Origin of the sequence: Salibacter sp. (genome assembly GCF_031581065.1) — a bacterium.
Taxonomy (GTDB): domain Bacteria; phylum Bacteroidota; class Bacteroidia; order Flavobacteriales_G; family Salibacteraceae; genus Salibacter.
The window spans coordinates 1-16,356 of the sequence record NZ_JAVLBN010000001.1 but is presented as its reverse complement, the minus strand read 5'-3'; the positions used below and the strand labels follow the sequence as shown (position 1 = coordinate 16,356).

The window sequence follows — 16,356 nt, the reverse complement described above, 5'->3', positions numbered from 1 at the left end:
TCAAAACTTAATGACCCTGAACCTCTTAAAGGTTCCTTCAACTTTTCTAAAGTTTGGAACTTTAGAAAAGTTCTTTAGCGTGATTTAAGATTACTGATTATTAGATAAGTGCCGTTAGGCACGATACACATTTATCTCCGGGTGCTAACCCTGAGCATAAGTGTAAAAAACAACTATTGAGTACCGTAGGTACGGTTCACATCTAAAAAGCCTGATGTTTATTTACTTTTCTGTGGGCCGTGCTTACAGCACTCGTTAGTGACTTTCATGCACTTTGCTCTGGGCTAAAACCCAGAGTTAGGTTGATTCGTGCCTACGGCACTCAACTTCATCCTCTAAGACCTGACAGGTTTTGGAAACCTGTTAGGTCTACACAAAGTAATTCTTCAATCTTCGTGACCATTGTGCCTACTTCGCGACCTTCGTGATATCAGCAGAAGTAAAACCAACACTTAATGAATCTTATCTTCTTCATGGTTCAAAAAAGTGAGCGTCAGCGAACTCGCTGCGACCACTGCGTTTCCAGCAGAGCTAACATCAAATCCTCGTTGCGATCGCTGCGTTATCCCTCACTTTAAACGTTAAACTTATTAACTACTTATCTTCACAATAAACCCAAAATAATTAGAACTTCTCACGGCCTTGGCCTTGACCTTAAACCTCCCAACTTATCTCAACCTCACTTCACCCTCGTAGTCAGCATTTTTTCATCGCCCAGGTATGCTTCTAGTGTGTCGCCAATTTCTACTTTTCCAACGCCTTTTGGTGTGCCCGTGTAGATGAGGTCGCCAATCTTGAGTGTGAAATATTTAGAAACGTGGCTGATGATGCTATCTATCGAGAACATCATGTCTTTTGAAGTGCCTTGCTGTACAGTTTCCCCGTTTTTTTCGAGTCGGAAGTGAATGTCGTTCAGATCCAGAGTTTCCTTTTTCACGAATTTACCGAGTGGGGCAGAGCCGTCAAATCCTTTGGCCTTTTCCCACGGTAATCCTTTTTCCTTGCATTCTTTTTGGATATCTCTGGCTGTGAAGTCTATCCCGATCCCGATTTCATCGTAATACTTGTGAGCAAATTCTTTATCGATGTGTTTGCCCACTTTGTTGATGCGTACAACGAGTTCAACTTCGTGGTGAACGTCACTGGTGAATTCCGGAATAAAAAACGGCTTTCCCGATTGCAGGATAGCAGAATCGGGTTTGCAAAAAACGACCGGTTCTTTGGGTACCGGGTTGTTGAGTTCTTTGGCGTGATCGCGGTAGTTGCGACCTATACAAATGATTTTCATCGCTACCCTATTTGTTTTCTTTGTCGAGTTCGAGTTTAATTTTCTTCAAAATGGTTTTCGTGCTCTGTGGAAAATCGCCTTTCATCATCCAGTTGTAGTAAGATGGTTCTGACCGAAACACATCTTTTACGAGCTTGTTGCGGTGCTTCCCAAAATTGAAAACAATTTCCTTTTTCTTGTTGTAGGCGAGTCGACCCATGAGATCGGCAAAGTTGCCGCGTTTTGAGAATTCGTGCAGGAATTCCATATCGTTTTTGAGCGTGTCGTAGCGATCGAGCTGAGCCAAAAACACTTCGTAGGTTGCCATCGTATCAGCATCGGCACTGTGGGCATCATCGAGTGATTTGTCGCAATAGAATTTGTAAGCTGCAGCCAGCGTACGCTGTTCCATTTTGTGAAAGATGTTTTGTACATCGATCAACCTGCGGTCAGTCAAATCAAAATCCAAACCGGCCCGGTAAAACTCCTCCACAAGGAGCGGAACATCAAATTTGTTGGAGTTGAATCCGCCCAGGTCGCAATCCTTGAAAAACAGGAACAGGGCAGGAGCCAGGTCCTCAAAAGTGGGTTCGTTTTCCACGTCTTTATCCCAAATTCCGTGAATATTGCTCGTTTCTTCAGGAATGGGCATTTGAGGGTTTACGAGGTGTCGCTTTTCTTCTTTTTTACCGTTTGGCCACAATTTGAGTATTGCGATTTCTACTATTCGGTCAGAGCCGACATTGACACCTGTTGTTTCCAAATCAAAAAAGGCGAGCGGACGATCTAAGGACAAATTCATATAAATGTGTTTAATTCTTAAAAGAAAAGCCGGTGATTGACTTTGCAATACCGGCTTTTGATGTGATATATCGTTTGTTTATTTCTTTTTTGTGGCGTTTGACTTTTCTGTTTTATCCTCTTTAATCTCTGGGATAATCACTTCAATGTCAACACGTCTGTTTTTAGCAGCGGCTTCTTCGATGTAGTTACCTTCCTCATCGTAATCTTCTACGATTGGTTGTTCTTCACCTTTGAAGTCGATCGTGATGCGGTCACCACCGATGCCCATTTCTTCAAGCGCGCTCGATACAGACTTAGCACGTCTTTTCGATAGCCTTTTGTTGTACCATGCCGGACCTTTAGTATCAGTGTGACCTGTGAGTTTCACAGTAACATCATTGTGATCATTGAGGTAATTACCTACTTTTTCAACAATCGCTTTAGCTGTACCGTTGATCTCGTCACTGTCAAATCCGAATCTCACGTCTTTAAACTGAGCTGCAGCGAGTAAAATTGGTTCGTCAAGCTCGATGCTTGATGTTTTGACATCGGGCTGTAATCTGTGGCCGTCAGGCAAAGAAGCAAAGAATTCTTCAGGGCTCTGATCGTCACGATACTTTTCGATGTCATAAAGCGCGTTTGTCACAGTTGTGTTCTGAGCGATAACATTTCCATCCTGATCTTTTTGTAGTGAGAGCTCGATCTTTTGGTAGAGATCGTACTCAGTACATTGCTCAGGAATTGAGAATGCGATTGTATCGTTGAGGTAGTTCTCAGCAGTTGTTACGAGCGAGTAAGTTTTACCCGGCTCAACATTAATGCTGTAATCACCACTTTTGTTGTCCACTTCTATCGTCTCGATTTTTTCACCGTCAACATTCGCGAGTGTCAGGTTAGCTGAAAGTGGCTTGCCATCTGCGAGGAGTTTTCCGTTTATTGTAGATTCTTCGACTGGCTTGCAAGTCCATAGGCGATAAATATCCATGTTTCCGTAACCGCCTTTACGGTCAGAGGCGATGTAGAAGATTTGACCTTTATCGTCAGCCGGAACGAGGTGAATATCATTTCCGGTACTGTTGATTGGGACACCTAAGTTTTCAACTTTCCATGAACCGCTTTCTTCAGTTGCTTTGAATAGATCATGACCTCCCATTGAGTTATGGCCTTTTGACGAGAAGTAGAGTGTGCCGTCCTCAGCGAGGTATGGCGAATCTTCATCGTAAGGAGTGTTGATACCGTCCATCGGTTTCCAGTTACTCCACGAACCGCCTTCATTTTTCGAGATGTAAATATCGAGTCCGCCATTTCCTGATTCCGGAAGGTTAGCGACCATGAAACGAGTGTTGGCTTCTTTGTTCGTGTAAATCGCAGTCATGTCAGCATCGGTCAGATCCCCAACTTCAACCTTTTGTGCTACTGGTGAGCCACCGTTTTCTGAAGCGTACAGATCAGTGTTGCGGTAGAAGTAAAAAGTTCTTTTATCAGCGCTAAAGTTGATGCCTGATTCACTTTGCGGAGTATTCACACTTTTTGGAATGTGGAGTCCCTCAGGTCTTGTGCGCTGTTTCCAGTTATCATCGAGGAGTTCATATCCTGATGTGTAAATGTCGTCATCTGCTTCTTTTTCTGCATCAAACTCTCCTTCGAAGTCAGAACTCGATTTCGTTGCAGAAAAAACGAGAAACTTTTGATCCTGGTAAACAACAGGGGCGTATTCCGTTTTTTCTGTGTTGATTCCTTCACCCAGGTTATCGACACGCAATTGTTCGTTTACATTTTTGCTGATGGTTTTTCCATCTTGCGCCTGGCGAATCATGTTGTTGACTTCAGCTCTCAGTTTTACACCGTCTTTATTGTCACCAATGAGCGGCTTAAATTCTTTGAAAGTTGAAATTGCCTGGTCGAATTGTCCGTCATAGAGAAGAGCCTGACCATAAAAATAGCCGCTTTCTTCAATAATTTTGTGGTTGACTTTTTTGAGATAGTCAACCGATTTTTCACGTTCAATTCCCGATTTAAAAATTGATAGTCCGAGTAAGAAATTGTACTCGTTGTTTTCTGGATAGGCTTTCACGAGTTCTTTATAAGTTTCGCGAGCATCAATCCATTGGCCGTTGTCGATCTGTTCTTCACCTTTACTCTCGAGCTCTTTTACGTTGATTTGGTCTTGGCTCTGACCGAGAGAAGGGCTAATTGAAGAAACAATCAGTGTTGTAGTAATTAGGATTTCTCTGAGGTTCATAAATCTGTTAATTATACGGTTTGGTGTGTTGTTATGCGTTCAAAGATAGGATTTTAACTGATAAAAAAACCCTTGCTCGAATGAATTTTGAACAAGGGTTTTGAGGTCTTTTGTTAATAACGTGATTTTAGATGTCGCGTGATACATCAAATTCTTCGAGGTAATCGGCAACTCTTCTCACGAACATTCCGCCAAGTGCACCGTCAACTACGCGGTGGTCGTAACTGTGCGATAGATACATCATGTGACGAACGCCCAGTGTATCACCTGCTTCAGTTTCGATGACGGCCGGTTTCTTTTGGATGGAACCAACTGCCATGATCGCAACTTGCGGTTGCGGAATGATAGGCGTTCCCATCACGTTTCCGAATGAACCAACATTTGAAATGCTGTACGTTCCACCGTCAATTTCTTCAGGTTTGAGTTTATTGTTTCTCGCTCTGTTTGCGAGATCGTTCACTTTCTTACTCAACCCTACAAGGTTGTATTGATCAGCATCGTGTATCACAGGAACAATGAGGTTACCTGATGGTGTGGCTGCCGCCATACCGATGTTGATGCGTTTCTTTCTTATGATTTTGTCGCCATCCACTGATACGTTGATGAGTGGGAAATCTTTAATGGCTTTTACAATTGCTTCGATGAAGATAGGAGTGAAGGTGATTTTTTCTCCTTCGCGTTTTTGGAATTCGTTTTTCACCTTATTTCTCCAGTTCACAATGTTGGTTACATCGGCCTCTACAAAAGAGGTGACGTGAGCAGAGATCTGTTTAGACTCACGCATGTTTTTCGCGATGATCTTGCGCATGCGCTCCATCTCGATCACTTCAACATCGTCTCCGTAAGATTTAGCAGGTTTAACCTGTTCTGGTTGAGGAGCAGCTTTTGGTTGTGGAGCTGATGCCGGAGCGCTCTTCTGTTGGGGAGCTGCTTTTTGAGCACCGCCATTTTCTATAAATCCGAGGATATCAGCTTTTGTCACACGACCGTTTTGGCCGGAGCCATCTATTTGGTCGAGCTGTTCAACTGAAATTCCTTCTTCTTTCGCGATATTTTTAACGAGTGGAGAGTAGAATCTATCAGATTTTGAGAAATCGTGACCCTGAGCAGCCGGAGCTGTTGTTGAGCCGTTGTTTGAAGATGCTGCTGCCGGAGCGGGAGCTGCTGTTTCTTCCTGTGTCGATTCTTGTTGTTGGTCAGAACCGGAAGCTTCTTCAGCGCCTTCGCCTTCCGCCTCGATCACTGCAATGACATCGCCAACTTGTGCAACGTCACCTTCGTTGACCTTGATTTCTTTGATAACGCCATCAGCGGGTGCAGGGACCTCGCTGTCCACTTTATCGGTTGCTATTTCAACTATCGATTCTTCTGCTTCAACTGTGTCGCCTTCGCTCTTCAACCATGTTGTAATGGTCGCTTCGGCTACACTTTCACCCATTTTAGGTAATGTCACTTCAACCTGTGCCATACGAGAATTGTAATTTTTAGGAATTGCAAAAATAACTGAAATATTCAGTATTACAATTAATGTACAAAGGTTGTAATTGTTGAGAGACTACACGCTCTTTTTAGAGCCAAAAAGGAAATTCCAAATTATTCGAAGGTCTTTTTGCCAATGGTAATTGTTGGAGTAATTTAAAATGGCTTTATCGGTATAACTCAGAATTATATTTTGGTTATTTATTTGGTTATCCAGGTAAATGACCGGTGTTTTAATTTTAGGTAAAATTATTTTTTGCCGAATAGTGTTGCTGTATCCTACGAACGTTTTGCTTCCAAAAAGGACGGAGAAAAGCTGTGGAAATACTCTTCTCAAAGGTTTGTTGAAAATGGCCAAAACAGGTGAAAGGACTACAGCGATCAACGAGATGAGAATATCGAGCAATCGTTTATTCCGTTTACTTGACGGTGAGTCGATACTGTTTAAATCGACCAGTGAGTAGAGTTCTCCGGTTGAATTGACGGAATTGCTCCCGATGATAAAAACTGATTCGGGCGGAGCGATTTTGTATTCCAAATCGTAACTGCTCAATCTGCTCATTTGGTTAATGATGGCTTCAGGCTCAATATCTCTGCTGCAAAAGATGACTTCGTTGAGCTTGAATCCTTCTATAATCTCTGGTAGTTGGTGGAGTTTACCCACGAAATGGTCGTTCGGTTCTGACTGTGAATTGGGGTTGATCTCAGCGATTACTGCAGTGTTGAGATTGATGTTGTGAAGCATTTTGGTAACGCGCTCTATTTCATCAGGCTTGCCCACTACTGCAATACGCTTAGCAGTTGTTTGGCTGAGGCTGTAACCCGGAATTTGGAGGAGGTGATACAGCGATCTGACCAACAGAACAATTCCCAGCGAAGCGAGTCCCCCCATCAAAATGATGGCGCGTGAAAAACGGTACGATTCTCCCAAAAGGGAGTAAGCGATGAGCACGATGATAGCTCCCGTGGCGACTCCCTTTGCATTGTTTTTGAGTTTTACGGGTTTGTCGTAACCCCCCGAAAAATAGTTGCTCACCATCATGATGATGCTAAAGGCGATGGTGGTTGGCAGCACGAGATCATCAGGATATTGAAAACCCTTTATATCTTCGTAAAACTGAGTAATGATGTGCAGACTGAGGAAAATCAAAATGCCGTCAATAAACGGAACGGTAATGCTGGTCAGGAATCTGCGCAACAGTGAAAGTGCCGCACGCAGGTAAATCGCGATGTTGATGAAAAAGCTGTAAACTCCGGCAAGCGAAGATGAGAAATGCTTTTTGGCGAAAATGATCATCGCCTTGTAAAACACGAAAACGTAATTCAGGCTCCCTTTTTTTGTGCTTTCACCTTTGTAATGGATAATGCGTGTTTTGGGGTAGTAGTAATTTTCGTATCCGCCCAACTTGATGCGCCATGAGAGGTCGATGTCCTCACCGTACATGAAAAAGGTCTCGTCTAAAAGCCCCACTTCATCGAGTGTTTTTCTCCTCATCAACATGAAGGCTCCGGCCAATACATCAATTTTATGGATCTCATCTTTATCCAAAAATCCAAGATGATACCGACCAAATTTCTTTGACTTTGGAAAGAGCGATGACAATCCAAACATTTTGTAAAAAGCGACTTGCGGAGTTGGTAATCCGCGTTTTGATTCCGGTAAAAAGAGACCTTTTCCATCTACCATTTTAACGCCCAGTCCGCCTGCGTTAGGATGTTCATCCATGAACTGCACCGTCTTTGTGAACGTGTCTTCTTCAACGAGCGTATCGGGATTCAACAGGAGAACATATTCGCCTTTGCTCTCGCGGATAGCCTGGTTATTAGCTTTTGAAAACCCTACGTTATCTTTATTGGCGATAAGCTTTATTTCGGGAAATCGCTCTTTCACCATTTCCACTGATCCGTCAACCGAATTGTTGTCAACGACAAAAATCTCTGTCTCGATATCTTTTGAAGCCTGAAGTACCGAAATGAGGCACTGCTCCAAAAAATACTTGACGTTGTAGTTGACAATGATGACGCTCAGCTTCACAGGCTATTCTTTTCGGGAGATTGAGGATTCGTATGGCATTCGGTTTACAATAGAGCGGCCCAGTGTCACTTCATCAGTGTACTCGAGCTCGTCACCTATGGCCACACCACGTGCAATTGTGGATACATTAACGCTAAAAGGCTGCAGTTTCTTGTACAGGTAAAAATTGGTTGAATCACCTTCCATCGTGGTGCTCAAAGCCAGCACGATTTCTTCGGTTTCACCGTTTTGTGCTCTCGTGAGTAAATTCTCGATGTTCAGATCACCCGGACCAATTCCGTCCATCGGGGAGATGTGTCCGCCCAGTACGTGGTAGAGTCCATCGTATTGCTGAGTATTTTCAATTGCCAGCACATCGCGGAGATCTTCAACCACACAAATAACAGATCGGTTTCTGCGCGAGCTGGAGCAGATATCGCATACTTCTCTGTCGCTGATATTTCCACACTCCTTGCAAAAAGTCACATTTTCCTTCAATTTACTAAACGCCCTGCTGAAAGCCTCTACTTCTTCCTTTTCTCTCCCCAGCATGTGAACAGCCAGCCTGAGAGCTGTCTTCTTCCCGATGCCGGGTAACGTGTTGAATTGTTCAACCGCCTCCATCAAATATTTTGAAGGTAATTCCATGCGTCAAAAATAGAACTGATTCTATACATGACAACTGTTTCCTTAAAATGCATTTCTTTTGCCGCCATGTCACCGTACGTAGTCATTGCATTACTGGCAGGATATTTTGGTGTTCTGTTGCTCATTTCTCACTTCACGGGAGAGGATTCCAATGATGCGTTTTTCATCGGGAAGCGCAGTTCGCCCTGGTACGTGGTGGCTTTTGGCATGATCGGAGCCAGTTTGTCGGGCGTGACTTTTATCTCTGTTCCCGGCTGGGTAGGGGATAGCCAGTTTTCTTACATGCAAATGGTACTCGGTTATTTACCGGGCTATTTGGTTGTGGCGCTGGTATTGATGCCGCTCTATTACCGGCTCAATCTCACTTCCATTTACACGTATTTGCGTGATCGTTTTGGTCAGAACGCTTACAAAGCCGGAGCTTCGTTCTTCTTGTTGTCCCGGGTAATTGGCGCTTCATTCCGTCTCTATCTGGTGGCAATTGTGCTGCAGTACGCTGTTTTTGAGAAAATGGGGTTTGACGTACCGTTTGTAGTTCCGGTGATTATTACGATTTTGCTCATTTGGCTCTACACGCGTAAAGGCGGAATTAAAACCATTATTTGGACTGATACACTGCAAACGACTTTCATGTTGCTGGCGGTAATTGTGAGTATCGTGATGATCGCACGCTATTTTGGTGACGGGTTTGGGGATCTGACCAACAGGATTGTGGAGAGTGACTACTCGCAGGTTTTCTTCTTTGAACTCAACGACAGCCGTAATTTCTTCAAAAACTTTTTAGCCGGAGCCTTCATTACCATTGTGATGACTGGTCTGGATCAGGATATGATGCAGAAAAACCTGAGTTGTAAAAACATTGGCGAAGCAAAAAAGAACATGCTGTGGTTCAGTGTTACACTGGTTTTTGTAAACCTTTTGTTTTTATCACTCGGAGCATTGCTCTTTATGTATGCCGGAGACAAAGGGATTACGATTCCTCAACAGGCTGATGAATTATTCCCGATGATCGCGATGGATGGCTACCTCGGTTACGCGGTTGCGTTGTTCTTTATTTTGGGACTCATAGCCGCGGCTTACTCCAGTGCTGATTCGGCTCTGACCGCTTTAACGACTTCATTTTGTGTAGATATATTGGATATTGAAAAATACGCTAAACCCAGGCGAAATAATATTCGCAAGCAGGTTCACATAGGTGTGTCTGTTGTACTTGTTATTGTTATTGTCGCGTTTAGAGCCATCAATAACGAAAGTGTGATCAGCGAGCTTTTTACCGCTGCAGGCTTTACTTACGGTCCGCTCCTGGGGCTTTACGCTTTTGGATTGTTCTCAAAATGGCGCATTAAAGATCGCTGGGTGTGGCCTGTATTGATCGCAGCACCAATCTTGAGCTATGTGATAAAAGCTAATGCTAAAAACTGGTTTGATGGTTATGAAGTTGGTTTTGAGGTTGTCATTATCAATGGTTTATTAACATTTATCGGATTGATGTTGATTAAAAGTGTGAAGAAAAATTAGCATCGTATTTTCTTTATTCCCTAAATTAGCCGAACTTTAATACAAAGAAGAACACTATGAATTATAGAATACTATTTCTATTCGTTGGTATTTATTTCGTGAGCATTTTATCTGCTGTTACAATAATGTCCAATTCATCTGGGCCAACACAAGATTATACAGGTGCTCCTGGAAGTTCGGGAAACTGCAGTAATTGTCACAGTGGACTAGCTAATAACTCAGGTGTTACTCTTGATGGTTTACCCGGCAACGGTTACGAAGCCGGAGAAACGTATACTTTAACTTTGAGCATTGATAATCCAACTTCAACAAACGGCTTTCAGCTCATTGGTTTAGATGGCAGTAACGCTCAGGCCGGTAGTTTTTCTTCCGGTACAGGCTCTAAGCTCCAACCGATTGGAGGTAAAAGCTATATCGAGCACAGCTCACCTTCTTCATCAGGACAGTGGGAGTTCGATTGGACAGCACCCGGCCAGGATGTGGGAACAATAACGTTTTACGCTTCTACTAACGCTGCTGATGGAAACGGAACAGCAAACAATGCCGATGAAGTTTATTACGATTCTTTTGAATTGCAACCGTCAACTGCTACGGGCTTAGCAGAATTTACTTCAGAGGATTTCGAGATTTTCCCTAATCCGGTTCAGGACTATATCAAAGTAAATGGAACGTATTCGAATCAGGTGAAGCGAGCTAACATTTACACGATGAGTGGGAAACTCGTTAAAGCTGTTGTGCTCAACTCTGGAAGAGTCGATGTTTCAGATTTACCGGGTGGTGTTTTCATCTTTCATCCTAAAGGAACAAAGTGGACCAAAACTTTTGTGAAGAGTGAATAAGGTTGTTAGTTTTAACTTTAATCTGTTTTTATATAGCCACTAAGGCACGAGGGCACAATGTATTTTAGACATTGCGAGCTTTGTGTTTGCTTTGCGACCTCCGTGACCCACTTTTAAACGTTAAACTATTAAGCCAAATTCAACACTCAAAACTCATCACTCAGCATTCATCACTCACAAAACCTCCCAACTCCAAACCTCCCAATCTTAGAGATTCTTATTCTGACCAATAGTCAGAATTTAGAAGCTCTTAGATCCTCGTGACGCAAGGAACGGGACCCTTAAAAACTTAAAAATTAAATACACCCTGATCAACATTTGAACATTTTCGACCTCGGCCTTGACTCTTATTGAATCTTAGTCCTTGACGCAAGTCAAGACTTAGATGAACTTAGATCCCGAACTTGCTTCGGGACTCGACCTCAACCCTTACAACTCAGCACGTAACTTTTTCACTTCTTCGCGAACGTGAAAAGCAAATTTATCAACCTCACTTACTTCCCAGTCGTTAGGGTAAACTGGTTCCCCAATGTTGACGTAGATCGTTCCCGGGTTGATTTCAAATTTCTTAGCCGGAATGCATTCACGAGCTCCTTTTATCGCGATGGGAATAATCGGAATTTTATTTTGGAGTGCGAGTCTGAAAGTGCCGCGTTTGAAAACGCCCATTTCTCCGGTTCGCGTGCGAGTACCTTCGGGAAACGACAAAATATTTTTTCCTTTTTTGATTTCGTCCCCGGCTCGTTTTAAACTTTGCTGAGCCTGATTTCGATCGCCCCGATTGATGAAGATCATTCCCACTAACTGCATGTACCAGCCCATGAACGGGACATTTTTCAGTTCGCGCTTGGCGAGGAAAAAGAGTGCTCTTGGAGTGCTTAGAAAAAGTGCCGGAATATCGAGGTTCGATTCGTGATTGGAGACATAAATACGAGTCGTTTCCCAGTAAAAAGATTTGGGGTGCGGATCGCGAATCACGAGTTTTATGCCCAGTGTTTTAAAAATAAGGTTAGACCAAATAAACGAGGCCCATTTTACTGCTTTCTCTTTCCCGAAAAGCAAAAACACAACTCCCAGCGTTGCACTGATTACCGTGTAAATGGCTATTAAGAAGATCTGAAAGCCGTTGAATATTTTTTTCAAAAACTTCACCCAGAACAAATTGTTTTAATTATCGAAGAATGCGAAATTCCAACAATTTTAGTATTTTCCATTCACCTAAAGGCACAATTATTATGAAGATGCTCGAAGTTGCTCGTTTTCACTACGTCCACGAATCGTATGGTTTGTGCGGATTGCTCGATAGTGAGGAGATTCCTTATCATGTTGAAAACGAGTACACATTGAGCGTTCACCCGTTTTTGTCAAATGCCGTTGGCGGAGTGATCGTGAAAGTTCCACAATCATTTGAAGAACAGGTGAAAGAAGTGCTCAAAGCTCGCAGTCAGAGCCAGCTTCACCTCTTGCGTGACGACTCTCAGGAAGCTGACGACAGGCGGGGAGAAGGTGTGTTGCGCTACATCGCACGCAAATTGGGATTTTAACCGGCTCTGACCGAAAACTGAAAATTTAACCGAGGGAAACGCTCAAATTTGTTTGCAGTAGCCATTGAAAAGCCTATTTTTGACCGTCCATTTTAGCTTTTAAAATTCAAACAATCTATCAAAGAATGAGCGTTTTAGTCAATAAAGATTCAAAAGTTATAGTTCAGGGTTTCACTGGGAGTGAAGGTACTTTTCACGCTGAACAAATGATCGAATACGGAACGAATGTAGTAGGTGGTGTAACACCGGGTAAGGGTGGTCAAAAGCACCTCGATAAGCCAGTTTTCAATACTGTATCTGATGCAGTTAAGGAGACCGGAGCAGACGTTTCAATCATTTTTGTTCCACCGGCATTTGCCGCTGATGCGATCATGGAAGCAGCTGAAGGAGGTATCAAGGTAATTGTGACGATTACTGAAGGTATTCCGGTGAACGACATGGTGAAAGTAAAAGAATATATCAGCGATAAAGGTTGTACACTAATCGGACCTAACTGTCCGGGTATCATCACAGCTGAAGAGGCAAAAGTTGGTATCATGCCTGGTTTCATCTTTAAGAAAGGTACTGTTGGAATCGTTTCTAAATCAGGTACGCTTACTTACGAAGCTGTTGATCAAACGACAAAAGCCGGTTTGGGACAAACAACAGCTATCGGTATTGGTGGTGACCCGATTATCGGTACTACAACGCTTGAAGCAATCAAGCTTCTAATGGCTGATGATGAAACAAAAGGAATTATCATGATCGGTGAGATTGGTGGTCAATTAGAAGTTGAAGCCGCTCGCTGGGTAAAAGAAAACGGCACAAAGCCTGTGGTTGGGTTCATCGCTGGTGAAACAGCTCCTAAAGGTAGAACAATGGGGCATGCCGGTGCAATTGTTTCAGGTGAAGAAGAATCTGCACAAGCGAAAAAACGCATCTTGAAAGAATGTGGAATTCACGTTGTTGATTCTCCGGCAGAAATTGGAAAAACAATGGCTGAAGCGCTTAAGTAAGCTTTAGACATTATCATTATATTTTGGAAGCTGTCTTATAACTGGGACAGCTTTTTTTGTCTTTTAAAATTGAGTAACAAATGAGAATCGTTTAATTTTATTAATTGTAATTTGAGTTAAATTGATGTATTTTCGAAAAAGTGGCGATAGTATAAATCACTGATATTTTATCGTAATGACTAAAGAGTTACTCATTAAGCAGACTTTAAAAACATTGAAGAAGCTACCTGAAAGTAGAATCAAGGAAGTTTCTGATTTTGCTGAGTTCATTCTCAAGAAGAATGATGAAGAGGTTATTCAAAAGGGAATAGAAAAAATGGTTAGTGAATCTGATAGTTTCTACTTTTTGAATGATGAGGAAGATCTTTATGATGAAGATGATCTCAAAGAAAAGTATTGATGGAAAAAGGAGATATAGTTCTTGTTCCCTTTCCTTTTACAAACTTAAGCGGTAGTAAAAAAAGACCTGCTTTGATACTAGCTTGTAGTAAACTTGATGTCACTGTTTGCTTTATTTCTACAAGACTTTACTGGAGAGAAAATATAGATTTGGTATTAAGTCCTGTTTCTGAAAATGGATTGAAAAAGGAGTCATTAGTAAGAACCCGAAAAATAGCTTCTATTGATCTTAACCTTATTATTGGCAAACTTGGCAGTATAAATACTGATCAATTGAAGGAGCTCGACTCAAATCTCATAGAGTTGTTTGATATTAAGTTTGAAAACTAAAAAACCGCCCTGCTTCCACAAGGCGGCTTTCGGTTCTGACCATTAATGATTTTTTAAATTAACTTGGCTTCCTTCAGTGCGATCGTCATTTTATCGAAAGTACTTTCGATGTCCATGTCTAATCCGACAGACATCCTAACAATACCGTCACTCAAACCCATTTCTTTTTGTTCATCTTCAGATAATTCAGATGAAGTGGAACTTCCCGGAGCGCTGAACAGTGTTTTGTAAAAACCGAGGCTTACTGCGAGGTAGCCAACATTCTGGTTTTGCATGTATTCCATCAGCTGTAGGCTTTTTCTTTTGAACCGGCATCGATGAAGAGCATACCACCAAATCCGTAAACTTCATTATACTGTTGCTTGAGCAACTCGTGTTGCGGATGATCTTCAAGTCCGGGGTAGCGCACTTTCAGACCCAGTTCCTGGAAACCTTTTGCGAGATACATGGCGTTGCGGCTGTGTTGCATCATGCGGAGGTGCAAGCTGCGAATGTTTTTCAGAATGCTGGCAGAACGCAAGCTGTCGAGTGTTGGTCCCAGCAACATTGCCGATCCGCTGTTGACGTCCATAATGCTGTCGATGAACTCTTTTGATGCACAAACAGCTCCTGCTACAGCATCACTTGTACCGTTGATGAATTTTGTGAGTGAGTGAACAACAATATCAGCTCCCAGCTTGGCCGGAGATATGATCATCGGAGTAAAAGTGTTATCTACGATGAAAGTTGTCCCCGCTTTTTTTGAGATTTTAGAAAGAGCCGGAATATCTGCTACTTCGAGCAATGGATTACTTAAGGCCTCGCAGTAGATGATCTTCGTCTTGTCTGTCAAGGCTTCTTCAACTTTTTTGAGATCGGTTACATCGACAAACTTTACGCTGATATTGAATTTTGGAAGATAGTTTTTGAGAAATGCGTAAGTTCCTCCGTAAATCGTTCTGCTGGCGATAATCTCGTCACCTGCATCACACAATTGCAAAAGGGTAGAGGTGATTGCGCCCATTCCGCTTCCCATCACCTGGGCGGCTTCAGTTCCTTCCATCTTTGCCAGCGCATCAGCGAGGTAGCGGTTTGTGGGGTTCCAGTGTCTCGAATAGAGGTAGCAGCCTTCAATTTCGTGTTCAAACACTTCCTCCATGCGATCTGCTTCGAGGAAAGTATAAGTAGAACTATCAGTGATCGATGGGTTAACACCACCAAATTCACCAAAATTCTGAATGTTTTGAAGTTCCGTTGCCGGATCAAAATCTTTCGCCATATCGTATTATTTTGTGCAAAGATCTCGATTTAGCGAAAGCCAAAAAACAACTATTGTCAGTTTTTTAATTCTCGGGAACAACTAGCTTAAACCCAATGCCGTGAACGTTTTCGATAGTGATTGACTCTTCGCCTTTTAAGCGTTTGCGCAACTTGGTTATGAACACATCCATACTGCGACCCAGGAAGTAATCGTCATCACCCCAAATAATGCGGAGAGCCGTATTGCGTTCCAAAACCCGGTTCTGATTGATACACAGCAAGCGCAGCAACTCACTTTCTTTCTTCGTGAGCGTTTCGGTTTCTTCATCTCTTGTGAGCGTGTGGTTCTGAGTGTCAAACTCTACGCTGCCCAGGTGAAATATCTTTTTATCAGTATCGTGGTCAGATCCGTGAAGCCGAGTGAGCATGTTGTCGATTCGCAGCACCAGCTCCTCCATGTCAAATGGTTTTGTGATGTAATCATCAGCGCCTATGGTAAGTCCTTCGATTTTATCGTCTTGTAACGTTTTGGCTGTGAGAAAGAAAAAAGGCATTTCAGGATTGGTGTCCTTTATCTCGCGTGCCAGTGTGAAACCATCCTTTTTGGGCAACATCACATCAAAGATGCACAGGTCGTATTTATCGGCATAAAAGCGTTCGTAGCCTTCTTGCCCGTCTTTTGCCCATTCTACGGTATAGCCTTTTTCCTCGAGATTGTCTTTTGTGACAAACCCCAGGTTTTCATCGTCTTCAACTAATAATAAATGCGCTTTTTTCATCAGTTTAGTTTATTTTTTCAATGGTCAGATGGATCCGTGTAATTAAGGGAGTTATATTAACTTCTTCATGATTTTAAACACGGAATTTTAATGGTAAACGTACTTCCTTTACCGGGTTCACTTTTCAAAGATAATTTACCGGAGTGTTTTTCTACCATCACTTTAACATAGTTTAACCCTATGCCAAACCCTTTGACATCGTGAAGGTTGCCTTGCGGAACGCGATAAAATTTATCAAAGATTTGTTTTTGATGAGCTTTATCTATTCCCACACCATTGT

The 16,356-nt window shown here is 42.6% G+C and carries 15 protein-coding genes and 1 pseudogene; 6 read left to right on the top strand and 10 right to left on the bottom strand.

Annotated features, from left to right (window positions below; translation table 11 throughout):
- Positions 1–679 precede the first annotated feature (679 nt).
- The 6 genes from RI557_RS00080 to recR form a co-directional block, all read right to left on the bottom strand.
- On the bottom strand, positions 680–1,288 hold the full coding sequence (locus tag RI557_RS00080) for a fumarylacetoacetate hydrolase family protein (protein WP_310681288.1): 609 nt from the start codon (positions 1,286–1,288) through the stop codon (positions 680–682).
- A gap of 7 nt (positions 1,289–1,295) precedes the next feature.
- Positions 1,296–2,069: a 3'-5' exonuclease gene (locus RI557_RS00075; protein WP_310681286.1), complete on the bottom strand. Its 774-nt coding sequence runs from the start codon at positions 2,067–2,069 to the stop codon at positions 1,296–1,298.
- 78 nt (positions 2,070–2,147) lie between these two features.
- Positions 2,148–4,292, bottom strand: a complete 2,145-nt coding sequence (locus RI557_RS00070; protein ID WP_310681284.1) for an OmpA family protein — start codon at positions 4,290–4,292, stop codon at positions 2,148–2,150.
- A 127-nt stretch (positions 4,293–4,419) separates the two neighbouring features.
- Entirely contained in the window at positions 4,420–5,760 is a 1,341-nt protein-coding gene (locus tag RI557_RS00065; protein ID WP_310668838.1) for a dihydrolipoamide acetyltransferase family protein, read from the bottom strand.
- Positions 5,761–5,847: 87 nt separating this feature from the next.
- Entirely contained in the window at positions 5,848–7,806 is a 1,959-nt protein-coding gene (locus RI557_RS00060; protein WP_310681282.1) for a glycosyltransferase, read from the bottom strand.
- 3 nt (positions 7,807–7,809) lie between these two features.
- The gene (gene recR / locus RI557_RS00055) at positions 7,810–8,433 is read right to left on the bottom strand and encodes a recombination mediator RecR (protein WP_310668836.1); all 624 of its coding nucleotides are present in this window, start codon (positions 8,431–8,433) and stop codon (positions 7,810–7,812) included.
- A gap of 66 nt (positions 8,434–8,499) precedes the next feature.
- Between recR and RI557_RS00050 the strand changes: the two genes are divergently transcribed.
- Positions 8,500–9,951: a sodium:solute symporter gene (locus RI557_RS00050; protein WP_310681280.1), complete on the top strand. Its 1,452-nt coding sequence runs from the start codon at positions 8,500–8,502 to the stop codon at positions 9,949–9,951.
- 56 nt (positions 9,952–10,007) lie between these two features.
- On the top strand, positions 10,008–10,790 hold the full coding sequence (locus RI557_RS00045; RefSeq protein ID WP_310668834.1) for a choice-of-anchor V domain-containing protein: 783 nt from the start codon (positions 10,008–10,010) through the stop codon (positions 10,788–10,790).
- A 429-nt stretch (positions 10,791–11,219) separates the two neighbouring features.
- Here RI557_RS00045 and RI557_RS00040 read toward each other — a convergent pair whose 3' ends face one another.
- Positions 11,220–11,942 carry a lysophospholipid acyltransferase family protein gene (locus RI557_RS00040; RefSeq protein ID WP_310681278.1) on the bottom strand — a complete coding sequence of 241 codons (723 nt, stop codon included), beginning with the start codon at positions 11,940–11,942 and terminating at the stop codon, positions 11,220–11,222.
- Positions 11,943–11,971: 29 nt separating this feature from the next.
- On the opposite strand from RI557_RS00040, the gene RI557_RS00035 reads away from it, so the two are divergent.
- The 4 genes from RI557_RS00035 to RI557_RS00020 all read left to right on the top strand — a co-directional run bounded on the left by RI557_RS00035 (position 11,972) and on the right by RI557_RS00020 (position 14,058).
- Entirely contained in the window at positions 11,972–12,334 is a 363-nt protein-coding gene (locus tag RI557_RS00035; RefSeq protein WP_310681276.1) for a hypothetical protein, read from the top strand.
- Positions 12,335–12,459: 125 nt separating this feature from the next.
- Complete coding sequence (sucD, locus tag RI557_RS00030) at positions 12,460–13,329, top strand: succinate--CoA ligase subunit alpha (protein WP_310681273.1); 870 nt, start codon at positions 12,460–12,462, stop codon at positions 13,327–13,329.
- A 175-nt stretch (positions 13,330–13,504) separates the two neighbouring features.
- The gene (locus tag RI557_RS00025) at positions 13,505–13,729 is read left to right on the top strand and encodes a DUF2281 domain-containing protein (protein ID WP_310668830.1); all 225 of its coding nucleotides are present in this window, start codon (positions 13,505–13,507) and stop codon (positions 13,727–13,729) included.
- On the top strand, positions 13,729–14,058 hold the full coding sequence (locus RI557_RS00020) for a type II toxin-antitoxin system PemK/MazF family toxin (RefSeq protein ID WP_310681271.1): 330 nt from the start codon (positions 13,729–13,731) through the stop codon (positions 14,056–14,058). The genes RI557_RS00025 and RI557_RS00020 overlap by 1 nt, the downstream gene beginning before the upstream one ends.
- Before the next feature lie 53 nt (positions 14,059–14,111).
- Here the strand turns inward: RI557_RS00020 and RI557_RS00015 are convergent.
- From RI557_RS00015 to RI557_RS00005, 3 genes and pseudogenes are all read right to left on the bottom strand, one after another.
- Positions 14,112–15,316: pseudogene (locus RI557_RS00015) on the bottom strand (aminotransferase class I/II-fold pyridoxal phosphate-dependent enzyme).
- 64 nt (positions 15,317–15,380) lie between these two features.
- The gene (locus RI557_RS00010; RefSeq protein WP_310681269.1) at positions 15,381–16,076 is read right to left on the bottom strand and encodes a response regulator transcription factor; all 696 of its coding nucleotides are present in this window, start codon (positions 16,074–16,076) and stop codon (positions 15,381–15,383) included.
- 65 nt (positions 16,077–16,141) lie between these two features.
- On the bottom strand, positions 16,142–16,356 hold a 215-nt coding region (locus RI557_RS00005; RefSeq protein ID WP_310681267.1), incomplete at its 5' end, for a HAMP domain-containing sensor histidine kinase.